This is a genomic window from Pseudomonas sp. RT6P73 (assembly GCF_054897715.1).
In genome coordinates, this window is the sequence record NZ_JBUBUV010000002.1 from 4531647 (window position 1) to 4546002 (window position 14356).

The 14356-nt window shown below is 58.9% G+C and carries 14 protein-coding genes; 13 read left to right on the forward strand and 1 reads right to left on the reverse strand.

Annotated features, from left to right (window positions below; genetic code table 11):
* Window positions 1-79 precede the first annotated feature (79 nt).
* Window positions 80-835 carry a DeoR/GlpR family transcriptional regulator gene (locus tag ACYZT6_RS21150; RefSeq protein WP_007916700.1) on the forward strand — a complete coding sequence of 252 codons (756 nt, stop codon included), beginning with the start codon at window positions 80-82 and terminating at the stop codon, window positions 833-835.
* 276 nt (window positions 836-1111) lie between these two features.
* Entirely contained in the window at window positions 1112-2650 is a 1539-nt protein-coding gene (glpD, locus tag ACYZT6_RS21155) for a glycerol-3-phosphate dehydrogenase (RefSeq protein ID WP_462028491.1), read from the forward strand.
* 62 nt (window positions 2651-2712) lie between these two features.
* Here the strand turns inward: glpD and ACYZT6_RS21160 are convergent, their stop codons facing one another.
* Entirely contained in the window at window positions 2713-3600 is an 888-nt protein-coding gene (locus tag ACYZT6_RS21160; protein WP_462029993.1) for a LysR family transcriptional regulator, read from the reverse strand.
* A gap of 53 nt (window positions 3601-3653) precedes the next feature.
* Between ACYZT6_RS21160 and ACYZT6_RS21165 the strand changes: the two genes are divergently transcribed.
* From ACYZT6_RS21165 to ACYZT6_RS21215, 11 genes are all read left to right on the forward strand, one after another.
* Window positions 3654-5072 carry an MFS transporter gene (locus tag ACYZT6_RS21165; protein WP_462029994.1) on the forward strand — a complete coding sequence of 473 codons (1419 nt, stop codon included), beginning with the start codon at window positions 3654-3656 and terminating at the stop codon, window positions 5070-5072.
* A complete protein-coding gene (locus tag ACYZT6_RS21170) occupies window positions 5053-5463 on the forward strand; it encodes a DUF4440 domain-containing protein (RefSeq protein WP_462028492.1) in 411 nt (136 codons plus the stop codon). The genes ACYZT6_RS21165 and ACYZT6_RS21170 overlap by 20 nt, the downstream gene beginning before the upstream one ends.
* Before the next feature lie 322 nt (window positions 5464-5785).
* Complete coding sequence (locus tag ACYZT6_RS21175; RefSeq protein ID WP_462028493.1) at window positions 5786-6700, forward strand: glutamate/aspartate ABC transporter substrate-binding protein; 915 nt, start codon at window positions 5786-5788, stop codon at window positions 6698-6700.
* A gap of 193 nt (window positions 6701-6893) precedes the next feature.
* A complete protein-coding gene (locus ACYZT6_RS21180) occupies window positions 6894-7640 on the forward strand; it encodes an amino acid ABC transporter permease (protein WP_131060898.1) in 747 nt (248 codons plus the stop codon).
* Complete coding sequence (locus ACYZT6_RS21185; protein WP_192420023.1) at window positions 7640-8311, forward strand: amino acid ABC transporter permease; 672 nt, start codon at window positions 7640-7642, stop codon at window positions 8309-8311. Before ACYZT6_RS21180 ends, ACYZT6_RS21185 begins: the two co-directional genes overlap by 1 nt.
* The gene (locus ACYZT6_RS21190) at window positions 8308-9042 is read left to right on the forward strand and encodes an amino acid ABC transporter ATP-binding protein (RefSeq protein WP_438662327.1); all 735 of its coding nucleotides are present in this window, start codon (window positions 8308-8310) and stop codon (window positions 9040-9042) included. Before ACYZT6_RS21185 ends, ACYZT6_RS21190 begins: the two co-directional genes overlap by 4 nt.
* 216 nt (window positions 9043-9258) lie before the next feature.
* The gene (gene aauS, locus ACYZT6_RS21195) at window positions 9259-11160 is read left to right on the forward strand and encodes a two-component sensor histidine kinase AauS (protein ID WP_462028494.1); all 1902 of its coding nucleotides are present in this window, start codon (window positions 9259-9261) and stop codon (window positions 11158-11160) included.
* Window positions 11157-12485 (forward strand): two-component response regulator AauR, encoded by a 1329-nt coding sequence (gene aauR / locus ACYZT6_RS21200; RefSeq protein WP_462028495.1) that lies wholly within the window; start codon window positions 11157-11159, stop codon window positions 12483-12485. Before aauS ends, aauR begins: the two co-directional genes overlap by 4 nt.
* 8 nt (window positions 12486-12493) lie before the next feature.
* Window positions 12494-12823 (forward strand): GlpM family protein, encoded by a 330-nt coding sequence (locus ACYZT6_RS21205; protein WP_462029995.1) that lies wholly within the window; start codon window positions 12494-12496, stop codon window positions 12821-12823.
* Window positions 12824-13055: 232 nt separating this feature from the next.
* Window positions 13056-13976: an arginase family protein gene (locus ACYZT6_RS21210; protein WP_462028496.1), complete on the forward strand. Its 921-nt coding sequence runs from the start codon at window positions 13056-13058 to the stop codon at window positions 13974-13976.
* Window positions 13973-14347 (forward strand): DMT family transporter, encoded by a 375-nt coding sequence (locus ACYZT6_RS21215; RefSeq protein WP_462028497.1) that lies wholly within the window; start codon window positions 13973-13975, stop codon window positions 14345-14347. The genes ACYZT6_RS21210 and ACYZT6_RS21215 overlap by 4 nt, the downstream gene beginning before the upstream one ends.
* Window positions 14348-14356 lie beyond the last annotated feature (9 nt).

Below are 14356 nucleotides of genomic sequence, written 5' to 3' on the forward strand. Positions count from 1 at the left end.
TATCGGTATGTAACTGGTCGGGAGCAGATTCCTGCGGCATCATGGGCAAATTTTTGCACGGCAGCCCAAAGGAAGCCCCATGAATCTGCCTCCCCGTCAGCAGCAAATCCTCGAACTGGTCCGCGAGCGCGGCTACGTCAGCATCGAGGAAATGGCTACGCTGTTCGTCGTTACACCGCAGACCATCCGCCGCGATATCAATCAGCTCGCGGAAGCCAATTTGTTGCGTCGCTACCATGGCGGCGCCGCCTACGATTCCAGTGTCGAAAACACCGCCTACGCCATGCGCGCCGACCAGATGCGCGATGAAAAGCAGCGTATCGGTGAAGCCATTGCGGCCCAGATCCCGGATCACGCCTCGCTGTTCATCAATATCGGCACCACCACCGAATCGATTGCCCGGGCGCTGCTCAACCACAACCACCTGAAAATCATCACCAACAACCTCCATGTGGCCTCGATGCTAAGCGCCAAGGACGACTTCGACGTTCTGCTGACCGGTGGCAATGTGCGGCGCGACGGCGGTGTGGTCGGTCAGGCGAGTGTCGACTTCATTAACCAGTTCAAGGTCGACTTTGCCCTGGTCGGCATCAGCGGTATCGATGAAGACGGTAGCCTGCTGGACTTCGATTACCAGGAAGTGCGGGTGTCACAGGCGATCATCGCCAATGCCCGGCAAGTGATTCTGGCAGCTGACTCCAGCAAATTCGGGCGCAACGCCATGATTCGCCTGGGCCCGATCAGCCTGATTGATTGCCTGGTCACCGATCAGCAGCCTGTGCCGGCGTTGGCGCAGTTGTTGAGTCAGCACAAGATTCGGCTGGAGGTTGTTTAACACCGAAGGCGGTTAAACAACCTCGTAGGAGCCAGGCTTGCCGGCGAAGGCGGCCTTGAGTACGCCTTCGCCGGCAAGCCTGGCTCCTACAACAGCACGCGCCACCTCCCCCTCCTCTCCACGTTCAATGTTCGTAAATTTTCCTTTAACGGCCCTTCGATCAGTATTTTCAATCGAAGTTGACTGGCTGTGGGCGGTTTAATGGGCTACTATTTTCGCAAATGAACATTAATGTTCGTATTCCAATACAGAAAATCAAGAGCCCGAGGCCAGCCGATGCCCACTTCTACCTTGCCTACGCCCCCTCTCGCTGAGGTCTACGACATCGCCGTCATCGGTGGCGGGATCAATGGCGTGGGGATTGCAGCGGATGCCGCCGGCCGCGGTCTTTCGGTGTTCCTTTGCGAAAAGGATGACCTGGCCAGCCACACTTCGTCGGCCAGCAGCAAGCTGATCCACGGTGGCCTGCGCTACCTCGAACATTACGAATTCCGCCTCGTACGCGAAGCCCTCGCCGAACGCGAAGTGTTGCTGGCCAAGGCGCCGCACATCGTCAAGCAAATGCGCTTCGTGTTGCCGCACCGTCCGCACCTGCGTCCAGCGTGGATGATCCGCGCCGGCCTGTTCCTGTATGACAACCTCGGCAAGCGGGAAAAACTCGAAGGTTCGAAAAGCCTGAAGTTCGGTCCGGACAGCCCGCTGAAAAGCGAAATCACCAAAGGCTTCGAATACTCCGATTGCTGGGTCGACGATGCGCGTCTGGTGGTGCTGAATGCCATGGCCGCCCGCGAGAAAGGCGCCCACGTCCACACCCAGACCCGTTGCGTCAGCGCCCGTCGTACCAAGGGCTTGTGGCACCTGCACCTGGAACGCGCCGATGGCAGCCTGTTTTCGATTCGTGCCAAGGCCCTGGTGAACGCTGCCGGCCCATGGGTCGCCAAGTTCATTCGTGATGACTTGAAGATGGAATCGCCGTACGGCATCCGCCTGATCCAGGGCAGCCACCTGATCGTGCCGAAACTGTATGAAGGCGAACACGCGCACATTCTGCAAAACGAAGATCAGCGCATCGTGTTCACCATTCCGTACCTGAACCATTTCACCCTGATTGGCACCACCGACCGCGAATACACCGGCGATCCAGCAAAAGTAGCGATCACCGAAGGCGAAACCGATTACCTGCTCAAAGTGGTCAACGCCCACTTCAAGAAGCGGATCAGCCGCGACGACATCCTGCACAGCTATTCCGGCGTTCGGCCGCTGTGCAACGACGAATCCGACAACCCATCGGCCGTCACCCGCGACTACACCCTGGCACTGTCGGGCACTGGCGAAGAAGCGCCGTTGCTGTCGGTGTTCGGCGGCAAGCTGACCACCTACCGCAAACTGGCCGAGTCGGCGCTGGCACAACTGGCGCCGTACTTCACGCACATCAAGCCGACGTGGACCGTCAGCGCTACATTGCCGGGCGGTGAAGACATGACCACCCCGCAGGCGTTGAGCTCGCTGATTCGCGACAAGTTCGACTGGGTGCCGACTGAAATTTCACGCCGCTGGGCCACCACTTATGGCAGCCGCACCTGGCGCATGATGGAAGGCGTGCAGAACCTCAGCGATCTGGGCGAACACATCGGCGGCGGTCTCTACACCCGCGAAGTCGATTACCTTTGCAGCGAAGAGTGGGCGACCACCGCCCATGACATTCTGTGGCGTCGCAGCAAGCTTGGCTTGTTCACCACCCCCGCCGAACAGCAGAAACTGGCGGATTACCTGAGCAAGGTCGAGCAAAACCGCAGCAAGATCGAAGCGGCCTGATCGCCGATCCGCTTGAACGAAAGCCCCTGAATCTCACGATTCAGGGGCTTTTTCGTAGGTGCTCATTGCGCCAGATGCAGCAGCAGGAAATCAATGAACGCCCTCGATTTGTGGGGCAGATGCGGGCTGTTGGGGAACACTACGTTGACGGACTGCGAGGGCAGCGAGTAGTCGGGCAACAGGCGGATCAACCGCCCGCTGGCGATGTCATCCTTGACCACCCACGCGGGCAGCACCGAAACGCCCAGCGACGACAACGTCATGGAGCGGATGGCCGTGGAAGAGTTGGATTCAAACTGATTGATCCCGTTGATCTCGACGGTCCCCAATTGTTGATGGCGCAACATCCACTGAGTCGGTGCCTGCAAGTTGCTGTTGGCAATCCACGGCAGCGCATTCAGGTCTTGAGGATTTTGCACCGGGTAACGCGCAAGAAACGCCTCGGTAGCCACTAGGACAATTTCATAATCCGCCAGTTTACGGCTCTTGAACGCCGAGTCCGCCAAGTTGCCCAAACGGATAACCAGATCTAACTTTTCCGCCACCAGGTCATTGAGTGACGAGTTAAAGTTATAACAGAGTTTTATCTCCGGATAGCGCTCTATGAATTGCGGAATCAACGGCAGAATATACGCTTCACCGTATTCAATGGTGGAACTTAAACGCAACTTTCCGGAAACTCGGTTATGCCCTTTTAATACATTATCAAAGGCATTATCGATATCCTCGACAATGCCTTTGAACTCTTCATAAAAGTCCTGACCAATTTCGGTGAGGGATATATTTCGGGTATTTCTAATCAGCAGCGTCGCTGACAGTACGTCCTCCAGCGCCTTGACATGCAGGCTGGCCATGGCTTTGCTGATGCTCAGGTAATTGGCTGCCTTGGTGTAAGAACCAAAATCAACCACCGCCAGAAATGTCTGGACCCGATTAAGATGAGTGTGCATAGCAATATGACTCACTGTTAAATCCTGTCAAACATTGTTTCAAGGATAGTCGTATCGACAGTTCAAGTCCACCGCCCCTATGCTTTGCGGCAAAGGGGAAACACCAGACTTATCGCTACAAAGTTGCACTGATATTTTTGATCGGATTTTTTATCGACTGCATTAACATCTTTATGTCAGCGGTCGCATTGCCGAGTATATCGGCGGCGCTGCACGTTAGTACTTCAGACGTTGCCTGGGTGGCTAATGCTTATATTCTGGGGCTGACGCTGATCATTCCGGTCAGCACCTGGCTGGCCGGTCGTTTTGGCAGCCGGGAAATCCTCACCGCCTCGATGATCGTGTTCACCGGCTCCGTGTGGATGTGCGGGCTGGCCAACAGTTTCAACGAGCTGGTGATCTGGCGCTTCGTCCAGGGGATTGGCGGTGGCCTGTTGATTCCAGTCGGCCAGGCGCTGACGTTCAACCTGTTCAAGGGTGAGCAGCGGGCGAAAATATCCACCTTGGTCATGGCCGTTGCCCTGATAGCGCCCGCCATTTCACCGACCATCGGCGGCATCATCGTCGACAGCAGCTCCTGGCGGTGGGTGTTCTACAGCAATATCCCGTTTTCGCTGATCGCGGCATTGCTGTCCTGGTTCTGGATCAACGAAGCGCGGCCGACGAGTTTGCCCCGGCCCGACATCAAGGGTTTGCTGCTGGTCAGCGCGGCACTCGGCTGCCTGCTGATGGGCATGTCGCTGTATGGCGGCGACGCTCCGACATGGGTGGCCGCCCTCTTCGTCATGGCCGGCGTTGCTTTCGTCGCGTTGTACGGGCTGCATTACCGCACATGCAAAAACCCGATCATTGAACTGAGCCTGCTCAAAAGCAAAAAACTCAGCACCTCCATCTTTATCTATTACGCGATCCCCGGTGTGTTCACGGGGGTCAACTTGATGAGCATCTTCTTCCTGCAAAACACCCTGCACTTCAGCGCCCGCCTGACAGGGATGTTCATGATCCTCTACGCCATCGGCGCGTTCATCGCGATGCTGATCTGTGGCCGGGTCTACAACCGGATGGGCGCAAAGCGCCTGTTTGCCCTCGGCATGCTGTTGCACAGCGCCGGCATCGCCACCCTGTTACTGGTGAGCAATCCCTCAGACCTTCTGGTGATTGTCATCGCCTACAGCTTGATGGGGATCGGCGGCGGCATCGGAGCCAACACAGCACAAACCACGTCGTTGATGGATTTCGAGGGCAGTGACACGCACAAGGCCAGTGTCATCTGGAACATCAACCGACAGATGTCATTCAGCATCGGCGCCGCGCTCTTCCTGATGGTTTTCAACCTGCTCCTGAAGCATTTCGATACCACCCAGGCCTACCACGTGACGTTCGCCACTGCCGCGCTGGTGGGCCTGTTCCCCCTCTTTCAACTGAGTCAGTTGAACACTCAAAAGGACTGTCATGCACAACAAAATAGTTGAACAGGCGCACCACAGCATTCATCACGTGCACGAGCTGATCCACACCCTGTTCACCGACGCCAACGGTAAGGGGCAGGCTGCGTTCGAGCCGCTGATGTCGGCATTCGCCGAGCACTTCACCATGGTCACCACCTCGGCCGCCATCGTCAGCCGGGCGACGGTCGAACAGATGTTCAAGGGTGCAATCGGCGCCAAACCAGGCCTGGAAATCGTCATCAGCGACCTGCAAACGGTATGGCAAGAAGGCAGCAGCGTGGCGATCCGCTACAAGGAAACCCATCGCCTCGACCAGCGCGAAAGCTCACGGATATCGGTGGCGATCATTGGCCTGCATCACCACAACGCCCAATGGATCTACCTGCATGAAACGCCGCTAAGCCAGGAAAGCTGATTTTTAGGTGAACGACACAATCATTGTCGCTTCTATTACCTGATCAATAGCATTAGCTGCCCCGAACACCATTCGGTTTTCCGAACACGACCTGTCGGTCGATTCGGTTAACCGGATTATCCTTTGCGAAAATTAACGCCATAAATATTTAATACCCTTATAAATCAACAACTTGATCTATATCACCTGACCTGGCACGAGTCATGCTCTACACTCTTGGACGAATGCTTGGTGCACCCCACTTCAGGAGCCGTCAGGCATTCGAAGCACAAAAGGGCCGATGAACTGGCTCCATAAAAAAAACAATGTCGAGGAAAATTTGATGCGCATCGTTCCCCATATCCTGGGCGCAGCCATTGCTGCCGCTCTGATTAGCACTCCAGTTTTCGCTGCCGAGCTCACCGGCACACTGAAGAAGATCAAAGAGTCCGGCGTGATCACCCTCGGGCATCGTGACGCTTCCATTCCGTTTTCCTATATTGCGGATGCTTCCGGTAAACCGGTCGGCTACTCCCACGATATCCAGCTGAAAATCGTCGAAGCCATCAAGAAAGACCTGGACATGCCAAACCTTCAGGTCAAATACAACCTCGTGACTTCGCAAACCCGTATCCCGCTGGTGCAGAACGGCACCGTGGACGTCGAGTGCGGCTCCACCACCAACAACGTGGAACGTCAGCAGCAAGTTGACTTCTCCGTCGGCATCTTCGAAATCGGTACGCGTCTTCTCTCCAAGAAAGACTCCACGTACAAGAATTTCGACGACCTGAAAGGCAAGAACGTCGTGACCACCGCGGGCACCACGTCCGAGCGCCTCCTCAAGTCGATGAACGCCGACAAGCAGATGGGCATGAACGTCATCTCCGCCAAAGACCACGGCGAGTCCTTCCAGATGCTGGAATCGGGCCGTGCCGTCGCGTTCATGATGGACGACGCACTGCTGGCCGGTGAAGCCGCAAAAGCCAAGAAGGCGAGTGACTGGGAAGTGACCGGTGACCCGCAGTCCTACGAAATCTACGGCTGCATGGTTCGCAAGGGCGACGCACCGTTCAAGAAAGCCGTGGACGACGCGATTGTTGCGACCTACAAGTCGGGCGAGATCAACGAAATCTACAAAAAATGGTTCATGTCGCCAATCCCGCCAAAAAACCTGAACCTGAACTTCCCGATGAGCGACGAGCTCAAGGCCCTGATCGCCAATCCGACCGATAAAGCGGCTGACGACAAGAAATCCTGATTTCTGACTAACCTTATCTCCTGAGAGGGCCGCTGCCCTTTCAGGAGATAGTCACTCCCTGCTGGCATTTTTGGAAACACTCGAACCGGTGGCTGTCGAGCCGCTCGTGTGTGCCTGATCAACAAGATCAGGGCGGGAACGGAGCTTCCCCAGGCGGGCACTTGTACATCGATCGATCTGAGGGGAGACCCTAATGAATTACAACTGGGACTGGGGCGTGTTCTTCAAGTCCACCGGCGTGGGCAGCGAGATTTATCTCGACTGGTACCTCACCGGTTTGGGCTGGACCATCGCCATCGCCATCGTGGCCTGGATCATCGCGCTGACGCTGGGCTCGATTCTGGGCGTCATGCGCACCGTGCCGAATCGCATCGTATCGGGCATCGCGACCTGCTACGTCGAACTCTTCCGTAATGTGCCGCTGCTGGTTCAGCTGTTCATCTGGTACTTCCTGGTACCTGATCTGCTGCCACAAAACCTGCAGGACTGGTACAAACAGGACCTGAACCCGACCACCTCGGCGTTCCTCAGCGTTGTTGTCTGCCTGGGCCTGTTCACCACCGCCCGCGTTTGCGAACAAGTGCGCACCGGCATTCAGGCGCTGCCCAAAGGCCAGGAAGCGGCCGCTCGCGCCATGGGCTTCAAGCTGCCACAGATCTACTGGAACGTGCTGCTGCCCCAGGCCTACCGGATCATCATTCCGCCGCTCACCTCGGAATTCTTGAACGTGTTCAAGAACACCTCCGTCGCCTCGCTGATCGGCCTGATGGAATTGCTCGCACAGACCAAACAGACCGCCGAGTTTTCCGCGAACCTGTTCGAAGCTTTCACCCTGGCGACGCTGATCTACTTCACCCTGAACATGAGCCTGATGCTGCTGATGCGTGGGGTCGAGAAGAAAGTCGCCGTACCGGGCCTGATCTCCGTAGGGGGTAAATGATGGAATTCGACTTCTCGGGCATCATCCCGTCCCTGCCGGGCCTGTGGAACGGCATGGTCATGACCCTGCAACTGATGGCGCTGGGCGTCGTCGGCGGGATCATCCTCGGCACCATCCTGGCCCTGATGCGCCTGTCCCACAGCAAGGTGCTGTCGAACATTGCCGGCGCCTACGTTAACTACTTCCGTTCGATCCCGTTGCTGCTGGTCATCACCTGGTTCTACCTGGCGGTGCCGTTCGTGCTGCGCTGGATCACCGGCGAAGACACCCCGATCGGCGCATTCGCCTCCTGCATCGTGGCTTTCATGATGTTCGAAGCGGCGTACTTCTGCGAAATCGTCCGGGCCGGCGTGCAGTCGATTCCCAAGGGCCAGATGGGTGCAGCCCAGGCCCTGGGCATGAGCTATGGCCAGATGATGCGTTTGATCATCCTGCCGCAAGCGTTCCGCAAGATGACCCCGCTGTTGCTGCAACAGAGCATCATCCTGTTTCAGGACACTTCGCTGGTCTACGCGGTCGGCCTGGTGGACTTCCTCAATGCCTCGCGTGCCAGTGGCGACATCATCGGTCGCTCCAATGAGTTCCTGATCTTCGCAGGTCTCGTGTACTTCACAATCAGCTTTGCCGCCTCGCTGCTGGTCAAGCGTCTGCAAAAAAGGTTTGCCGTATGATCTCTATCAAGAATGTCAACAAGTGGTATGGCGACTTCCAGGTACTGACTGACTGCAGCACCGAGGTCAAAAAAGGCGAAGTGATCGTGGTGTGCGGGCCGTCCGGCTCCGGCAAATCCACCCTGATCAAATGCGTCAACGCACTGGAACCGTTCCAGAAAGGCGACGTGGTGGTCGATGGCACGTCCATCGCCGACCCGAAGACCAACCTGCCGAAACTGCGCTCGCGCGTCGGCATGGTGTTCCAGCATTTCGAACTGTTCCCGCACCTGACCATCACCGAAAACCTGACCATCGCGCAGATCAAGGTGTTGGGCCGCAGCAAGGAAGAAGCCACCAAGAAAGGCCTGCAACTGCTTGAGCGCGTCGGCCTATCGGCTCACGCCCACAAGCACCCGGGCCAGCTCTCCGGTGGCCAGCAACAGCGTGTGGCAATTGCCCGTGCGCTGGCGATGGACCCGATCGTCATGCTGTTCGACGAACCGACCTCGGCGCTGGACCCTGAAATGGTCAACGAAGTGCTCGACGTGATGGTGCAACTGGCCCACGAAGGCATGACCATGATGTGCGTGACCCACGAAATGGGCTTCGCCCGCAAAGTGGCGGATCGCGTGATCTTCATGGACCAGGGCAAGATCATCGAAGACTGCAAGAAAGAAGACTTCTTCGGCGACATCAGCCACCGCGCCGAGCGGACACAGCATTTCCTTAACAAGATTCTGCAGCACTAAGACGGTACTGGCTTGCCCTTGTGGCGAGGGAGCTTGCTCCCGCTGGGTCGCGCAGCGGCCCCAAAACCTGCCAATGCATGATGTCAGACACACCGCATTGACCGGTTTACGACTGCTTCGCAGCCGAGCGGGAGCAAGCTCCCTCGCCACAGGTTCCGCGTTCGACTGGAAACCAGACAAGCCTGTTGCCATGCTGGTTGACCCAAGGCATCTGTGATGAAATGCGACCCCACTCTCTATCGCGCCGCGCCGCCATCACTCGCCGTGAAACCCCGTCTGATTCGCCATCTGTTCCTGCCGCCGCTGGTCATCGCCCTGATGATCGGATTGGGTTACCTCGGCTTCTGGGTCAGTGAACACTACGGGATTCGCAGCCTCAGCGAGAACGGCCAGCGTCAGCTCGAACTGCACGCCCGCGCCGTCGAGAGCGAGATCAGCAAGTACACCTACCTCCCCAGCCTGCTGGAACTTGAATCCAGTGTTTCAAAACTGCTGGCCGACCCGTCACCGGAACACCGGCAGACCGTCAACGACTACCTCGAAGGCCTGAACCGGCGCAGCCGCAGTCGGGCTATCTACGTGATGGACACCACCGGCCGCGTCATGGCCACCAGCAACTGGCGCGATGTCGACAGTTACCTGGGCGAAGACCTGTCCTTTCGCGCCTATTTCCAGAACGCCGTGCGCGGTCAACCGGGGCGCTTCTACGGCATCGGCAGCACCAACGGCGAACCCGGTTACTACCTGGCCCACGGCCTTGAAGAACACGGCAAGATCATCGGCGTCGCGGTGGTCAAGGTGCGCCTCGAAGCCATGGAAGAACGCTGGCAGCGCGCTCGCCTCGAAGCCTTCGTCAGCGACGAGAACGGCATCATCATTCTCTCCAGCGATCCGGCGCGACGGCTCAAGTCGGTTGTGCCGTTGAGCGACGAAACCAAAGAAAAACTCGCCCGCAGCCTGCAGTACTACTGGTTCCCGCTGAACGAACTGCAACCGCTGGCCCGGGAACAACTGGCCGAAGGCGAGGAAAAACTGACCTTCCCCGCCAACAGCGAAGTGGAATCAGATGAAGAGGACATCAGCTACCTCTCGCAAACCCGTCCGCTAAGCGACACCCCGTGGAACTTCACCCTGCTCACGCCACTACAGGATTTGCGCCGTGAAGCGATCAATCAGGGGATTCTGGTGGCGGTGGCGTTTGCCCTGGTGGCGTTCCTGCTGATCGCCTGGAACGAGCGGCGCAAAGTGATCGCCACCCGCCTCGCCGCCCGTGAAGCCCTGCAGGAAGCCAACAATCAACTGGAGCGTCGGATTACCGAACGCACCACCGACCTGCGCGCCAGCAACGAGCGCCTCAAAGGCCAGATCCGCGAACGGCGTCAGGCCGAAGAGACGTTGCGCCGCGCCCAGGATGAACTGGTGCAGGCCGGTAAACTCGCGGCCATCGGGCAGATGTCCACCAGCATTGCCCACGAACTGAACCAGCCGCTGGCGGCGCTGCGCACCTTGTCCGGCAACACCGTGCGCTTTCTTGAGCGCGGTCAACTGGACGTCGCCAGCACCAACCTCAAGACCATTAACGAATTGATCGACCGCATGGGCCGGATCACCGCCAGCCTGCGTTCCTTCGCCCGTCGCGGTGACGACAAGGGGCAAGCCTGCCTCGGCAAAGCCGTGGATGCCGCGCTGCAACTGCTGGGTGGTCGAGTCGAAAGCGTCCACCTGAAAGTGCATCGCGAATTCGGCGATATGCAGGTGCAGATCGACCAGACCCGCCTCGAGCAAATTCTGGTCAACCTGATCGGCAACGCCCTCGACGCCATGCAGGCCCAACCGTTGCCCGAGCTGTGGCTGGAAGGCGAAGCATTCGATGGCAAATATCGCCTGCGGGTACGCGATAACGGCCACGGCATCGACGCCGAAGCACGCAAGCATTTGTTCGAACCGTTCTTCACCACCAAACCCGGCGAGCAAGGCCTGGGCCTCGGCCTGACCCTTTCCGCCAGCCTGGCCGCTGCCACCGGCGGGCATCTGGGTGTCGAACACCCGGCAAGCGGTGGCACCACATTCGTCCTCAGTTTACCGTTGGTAAGCCCCACTCACGCCGAGCCAATATGAACAACGACCTTAGTGTGCTGATCGTCGAAGACGACCCCCATGTGCTGCTCGGCTGCCAGCAGGCGCTGACCCTGGAAGACATTCCCTGCGTCGGCGTGGGCAGTGCCGAAGAAGCGCTGGAGCGGGTCGGCGACAACTTTGCCGGCATCGTCATCAGCGACATTCGCCTGCCTGGCATCGATGGCCTGGAACTGTTGACCCGACTTAAGGCCCGTGATCGCAGCCTGCCGGTGGTGTTGATCACCGGTCACGGCGACATTTCCATGGCCGTCGGCGCGATGCAGAAAGGCGCCTATGACTTCATGGAGAAACCCTTCTCGCCGGAACGCCTGGTGGATGTCGCCCGTCGCGCGCTTGAGCAACGCAGCCTGGCCCGGGAAGTCTCTTCGTTGCGTCGGCAACTGGCAGAGCGCGACTCCCTGGAAGGCCGAATCATCGGCCGCTCGCCGGCCATGCAGAACTTGCGCGAGCTGATCGCCAACGTCGCCGATACGTCGGCCAACGTGCTGATCGAAGGCGAAACCGGCACCGGCAAGGAATTGGTTGCACGCTGCCTGCACGACTTCAGCCGTCGGCACACCAAACAGTTCGTCGCGCTGAACTGCGGCGGCCTGCCGGAAAACCTTTTCGAAAGTGAAATCTTCGGCCATGAAGCCAACGCCTTCACCGGTGCCGGCAAACGGCGGATCGGCAAGATCGAACACGCCGATGGCGGCACCCTGTTCCTCGACGAAGTCGAAAGCATGCCCCTGCCCTTGCAGATCAAATTGCTGCGGGTGTTGCAGGAACGCACCCTTGAACGCCTGGGTTCGAACCAGAGCGTGGCCGTGGATTGCCGGGTCATTGCGGCGACCAAGTCCGACCTCGACGAGTCGAGCAAGGCTGGCGAGTTTCGTAGCGATCTGTATTACCGCCTGAACGTGGTGACCCTGGAACTGCCGCCCTTGCGCGAACGTCGCGAAGACATCCTGCAACTGTTTGAACACTTCCTTCAGCAATCGTCCCTGCGCTTCGACCGCGCCGTGCCAGAGCTGGACAACCAGACCCTGTCGAACCTGATGAGCCACGACTGGCCCGGCAACGTGCGCGAACTGCGCAACGTCGCCGAGCGTTTTGCCCTCGGTCTGCCTGCGTTCAAGAAGTCCGGCGCCAGCGGCAGCAATCAGGGCCTGGCCTTCGCCGAAGCAGTGGAAGCGTTCGAACGTAATTTGCTCGGCGATGCGTTGCAACGCAGCAGCGGCAACCTGACCCAGGCCAGCCTGGAGCTGGGGATGGCCAAGACCACGCTGTTCGACAAAGTCAAAAAGTACGGGCTGAGCCACTGATGGACCTGATGCTGAAAGCGGCGCTGGGTGCGGCAGTCGTCGTCATCCTCGCTGCGCTGGCCAAGACCAAAAACTATTACATCGCAGGCCTGGTGCCGCTGTTTCCGACCTTTGCGCTGATTGCGCATTACATAGTGGGCAAGGGCCGCTCGCTGGATGATTTGAAGACCACCATCGTGTTCGGGATGTGGTCGATCATTCCGTACTTCGTTTATCTGGCGACGTTGTATGTGATGGTCGACCGGATGCGGTTGGAAGCTTCGTTGGCCGTCGCGGCCGTCGCATGGCTGATGGCGGCCACCCTCCTCGTCACCGTCTGGGTCCGCCTCCACGCCTAGCACTTCCCCGTGTAGGAGCGAGGCTTGCCCGCGAAGACGGTGTTCCTGCCGCAGGAGATGCATCGGATGTACCGGCCTCTTCGCGGGCAAGCCTCGCTCCTACAGGTTCAGCAGTGTCTGATCGTTGGTGGCTGGCCCGTCCCTTGCATTTACCCCCAAAAGCCCCCTCGGCCGGCCTTCATGATCGATGAAGCCGGTGTCTGGGAGGGTCTGCCAAGGGTGAATTGCGACCTTGAACATTTTAGATCTCGACCACAGCCTGACTGCCCAGGCGCCCATCAAGTGGCTGCTCGACAGCGGCCGTGCCAAACGCCTCGACCTGCTCGACCTCGGCCCGAAACTGCGCCTGTGGTCCAGTGAACGGACCTGGCGCCGCTTCGCCGAACGCTTGCAACAACGGCCCCGGCACAGCGGCCCGCAGCCGGAAATCTTCTTCGTCGGCTCCGGTGATTACCACCACCTGACCCCGGCGTTTCTGACCGATTTGCCGGAGCCGGTGAGCCTGATCCACTTTGACAACCACCCCGACTGGGTCCGCTTCGCGCCGCGTAGGCATTGTGGTTCGTGGGTCAACCAGGCGCTGAAACTGCCGAACGTCCAGCGCATCGTCACCCTCGGCCCGTGCAGCGACGACCTGCAAAATCCGCAGCTCAAGGGCGGCAACGTAAAAGCGCTCAAACGCGGCGTGTTGCAGCTGTTTCCGTGGCAGCACCCGCCCTCGAAAGTCTGGGGGCGGGTCGGTGACGGCGCCGGGCATCAACAGCAGGAAAACCTGCTGCACTGGCGCAATCTGGCGGAACTCGACTGGCCAGTGTTTCTCGATCAGATGATCGCCAGCCTGCCCACCCGAGCGGTGTGGATCACCATCGACAAGGACGTATTGGCCAGCGAAGACGCGGCGACCAATTGGGACCAGGGCGGCATGCGCCTGAGCCATTTGCTGCAAGCCATCAGAGCCTTGGCGGCCAACAAGCGAATCATCGGCATCGACATCTGCGGCGAGTACGCCCGCCCGGCCTTCAGCAACGCCCTCAAGCGCTGGGAAGCCAAGTCTGACCAGCCCCCGGCCGAGCGCTGGAGCGAAGCCGATCTGCTGCGTAACTCGGCGACCAATCAGGCGCTGATCGATCTGTTCGAGGAGCTGTTTCCATGACCTACGCGGTGATTGTGCTGGTGGCGTTTTCCATCGTGCTGGACGTCATCGGCCAGCTCTGTTTCAAGCTCGGCCTGGACCGTTTGCCGGGACTCGAAGGCGGGTTTCGACTGAATGCGTTTTGGGGCCAGGTGTTCAACGCGCCGCTGTTGTGGTGCGGAATCGGCGCTTACGTGATCGAATTTTTCGTCTGGCTCGAAGCCCTGTCCCGGGCGCCCCTGAGCCTGTTGTTTCCGGCGGCGGCGCTGGCGTATTGCGGCGTGGTACTGGCCGGCAAGCTGATCCTCGGCGAGACCGTCAGCCGCCGGCGCTGGCTCGGCACCCTGGTAATTACGGCGGGCGTGATGCTCGTGTGTGTCGCCCATGCATGAGGCTCAATC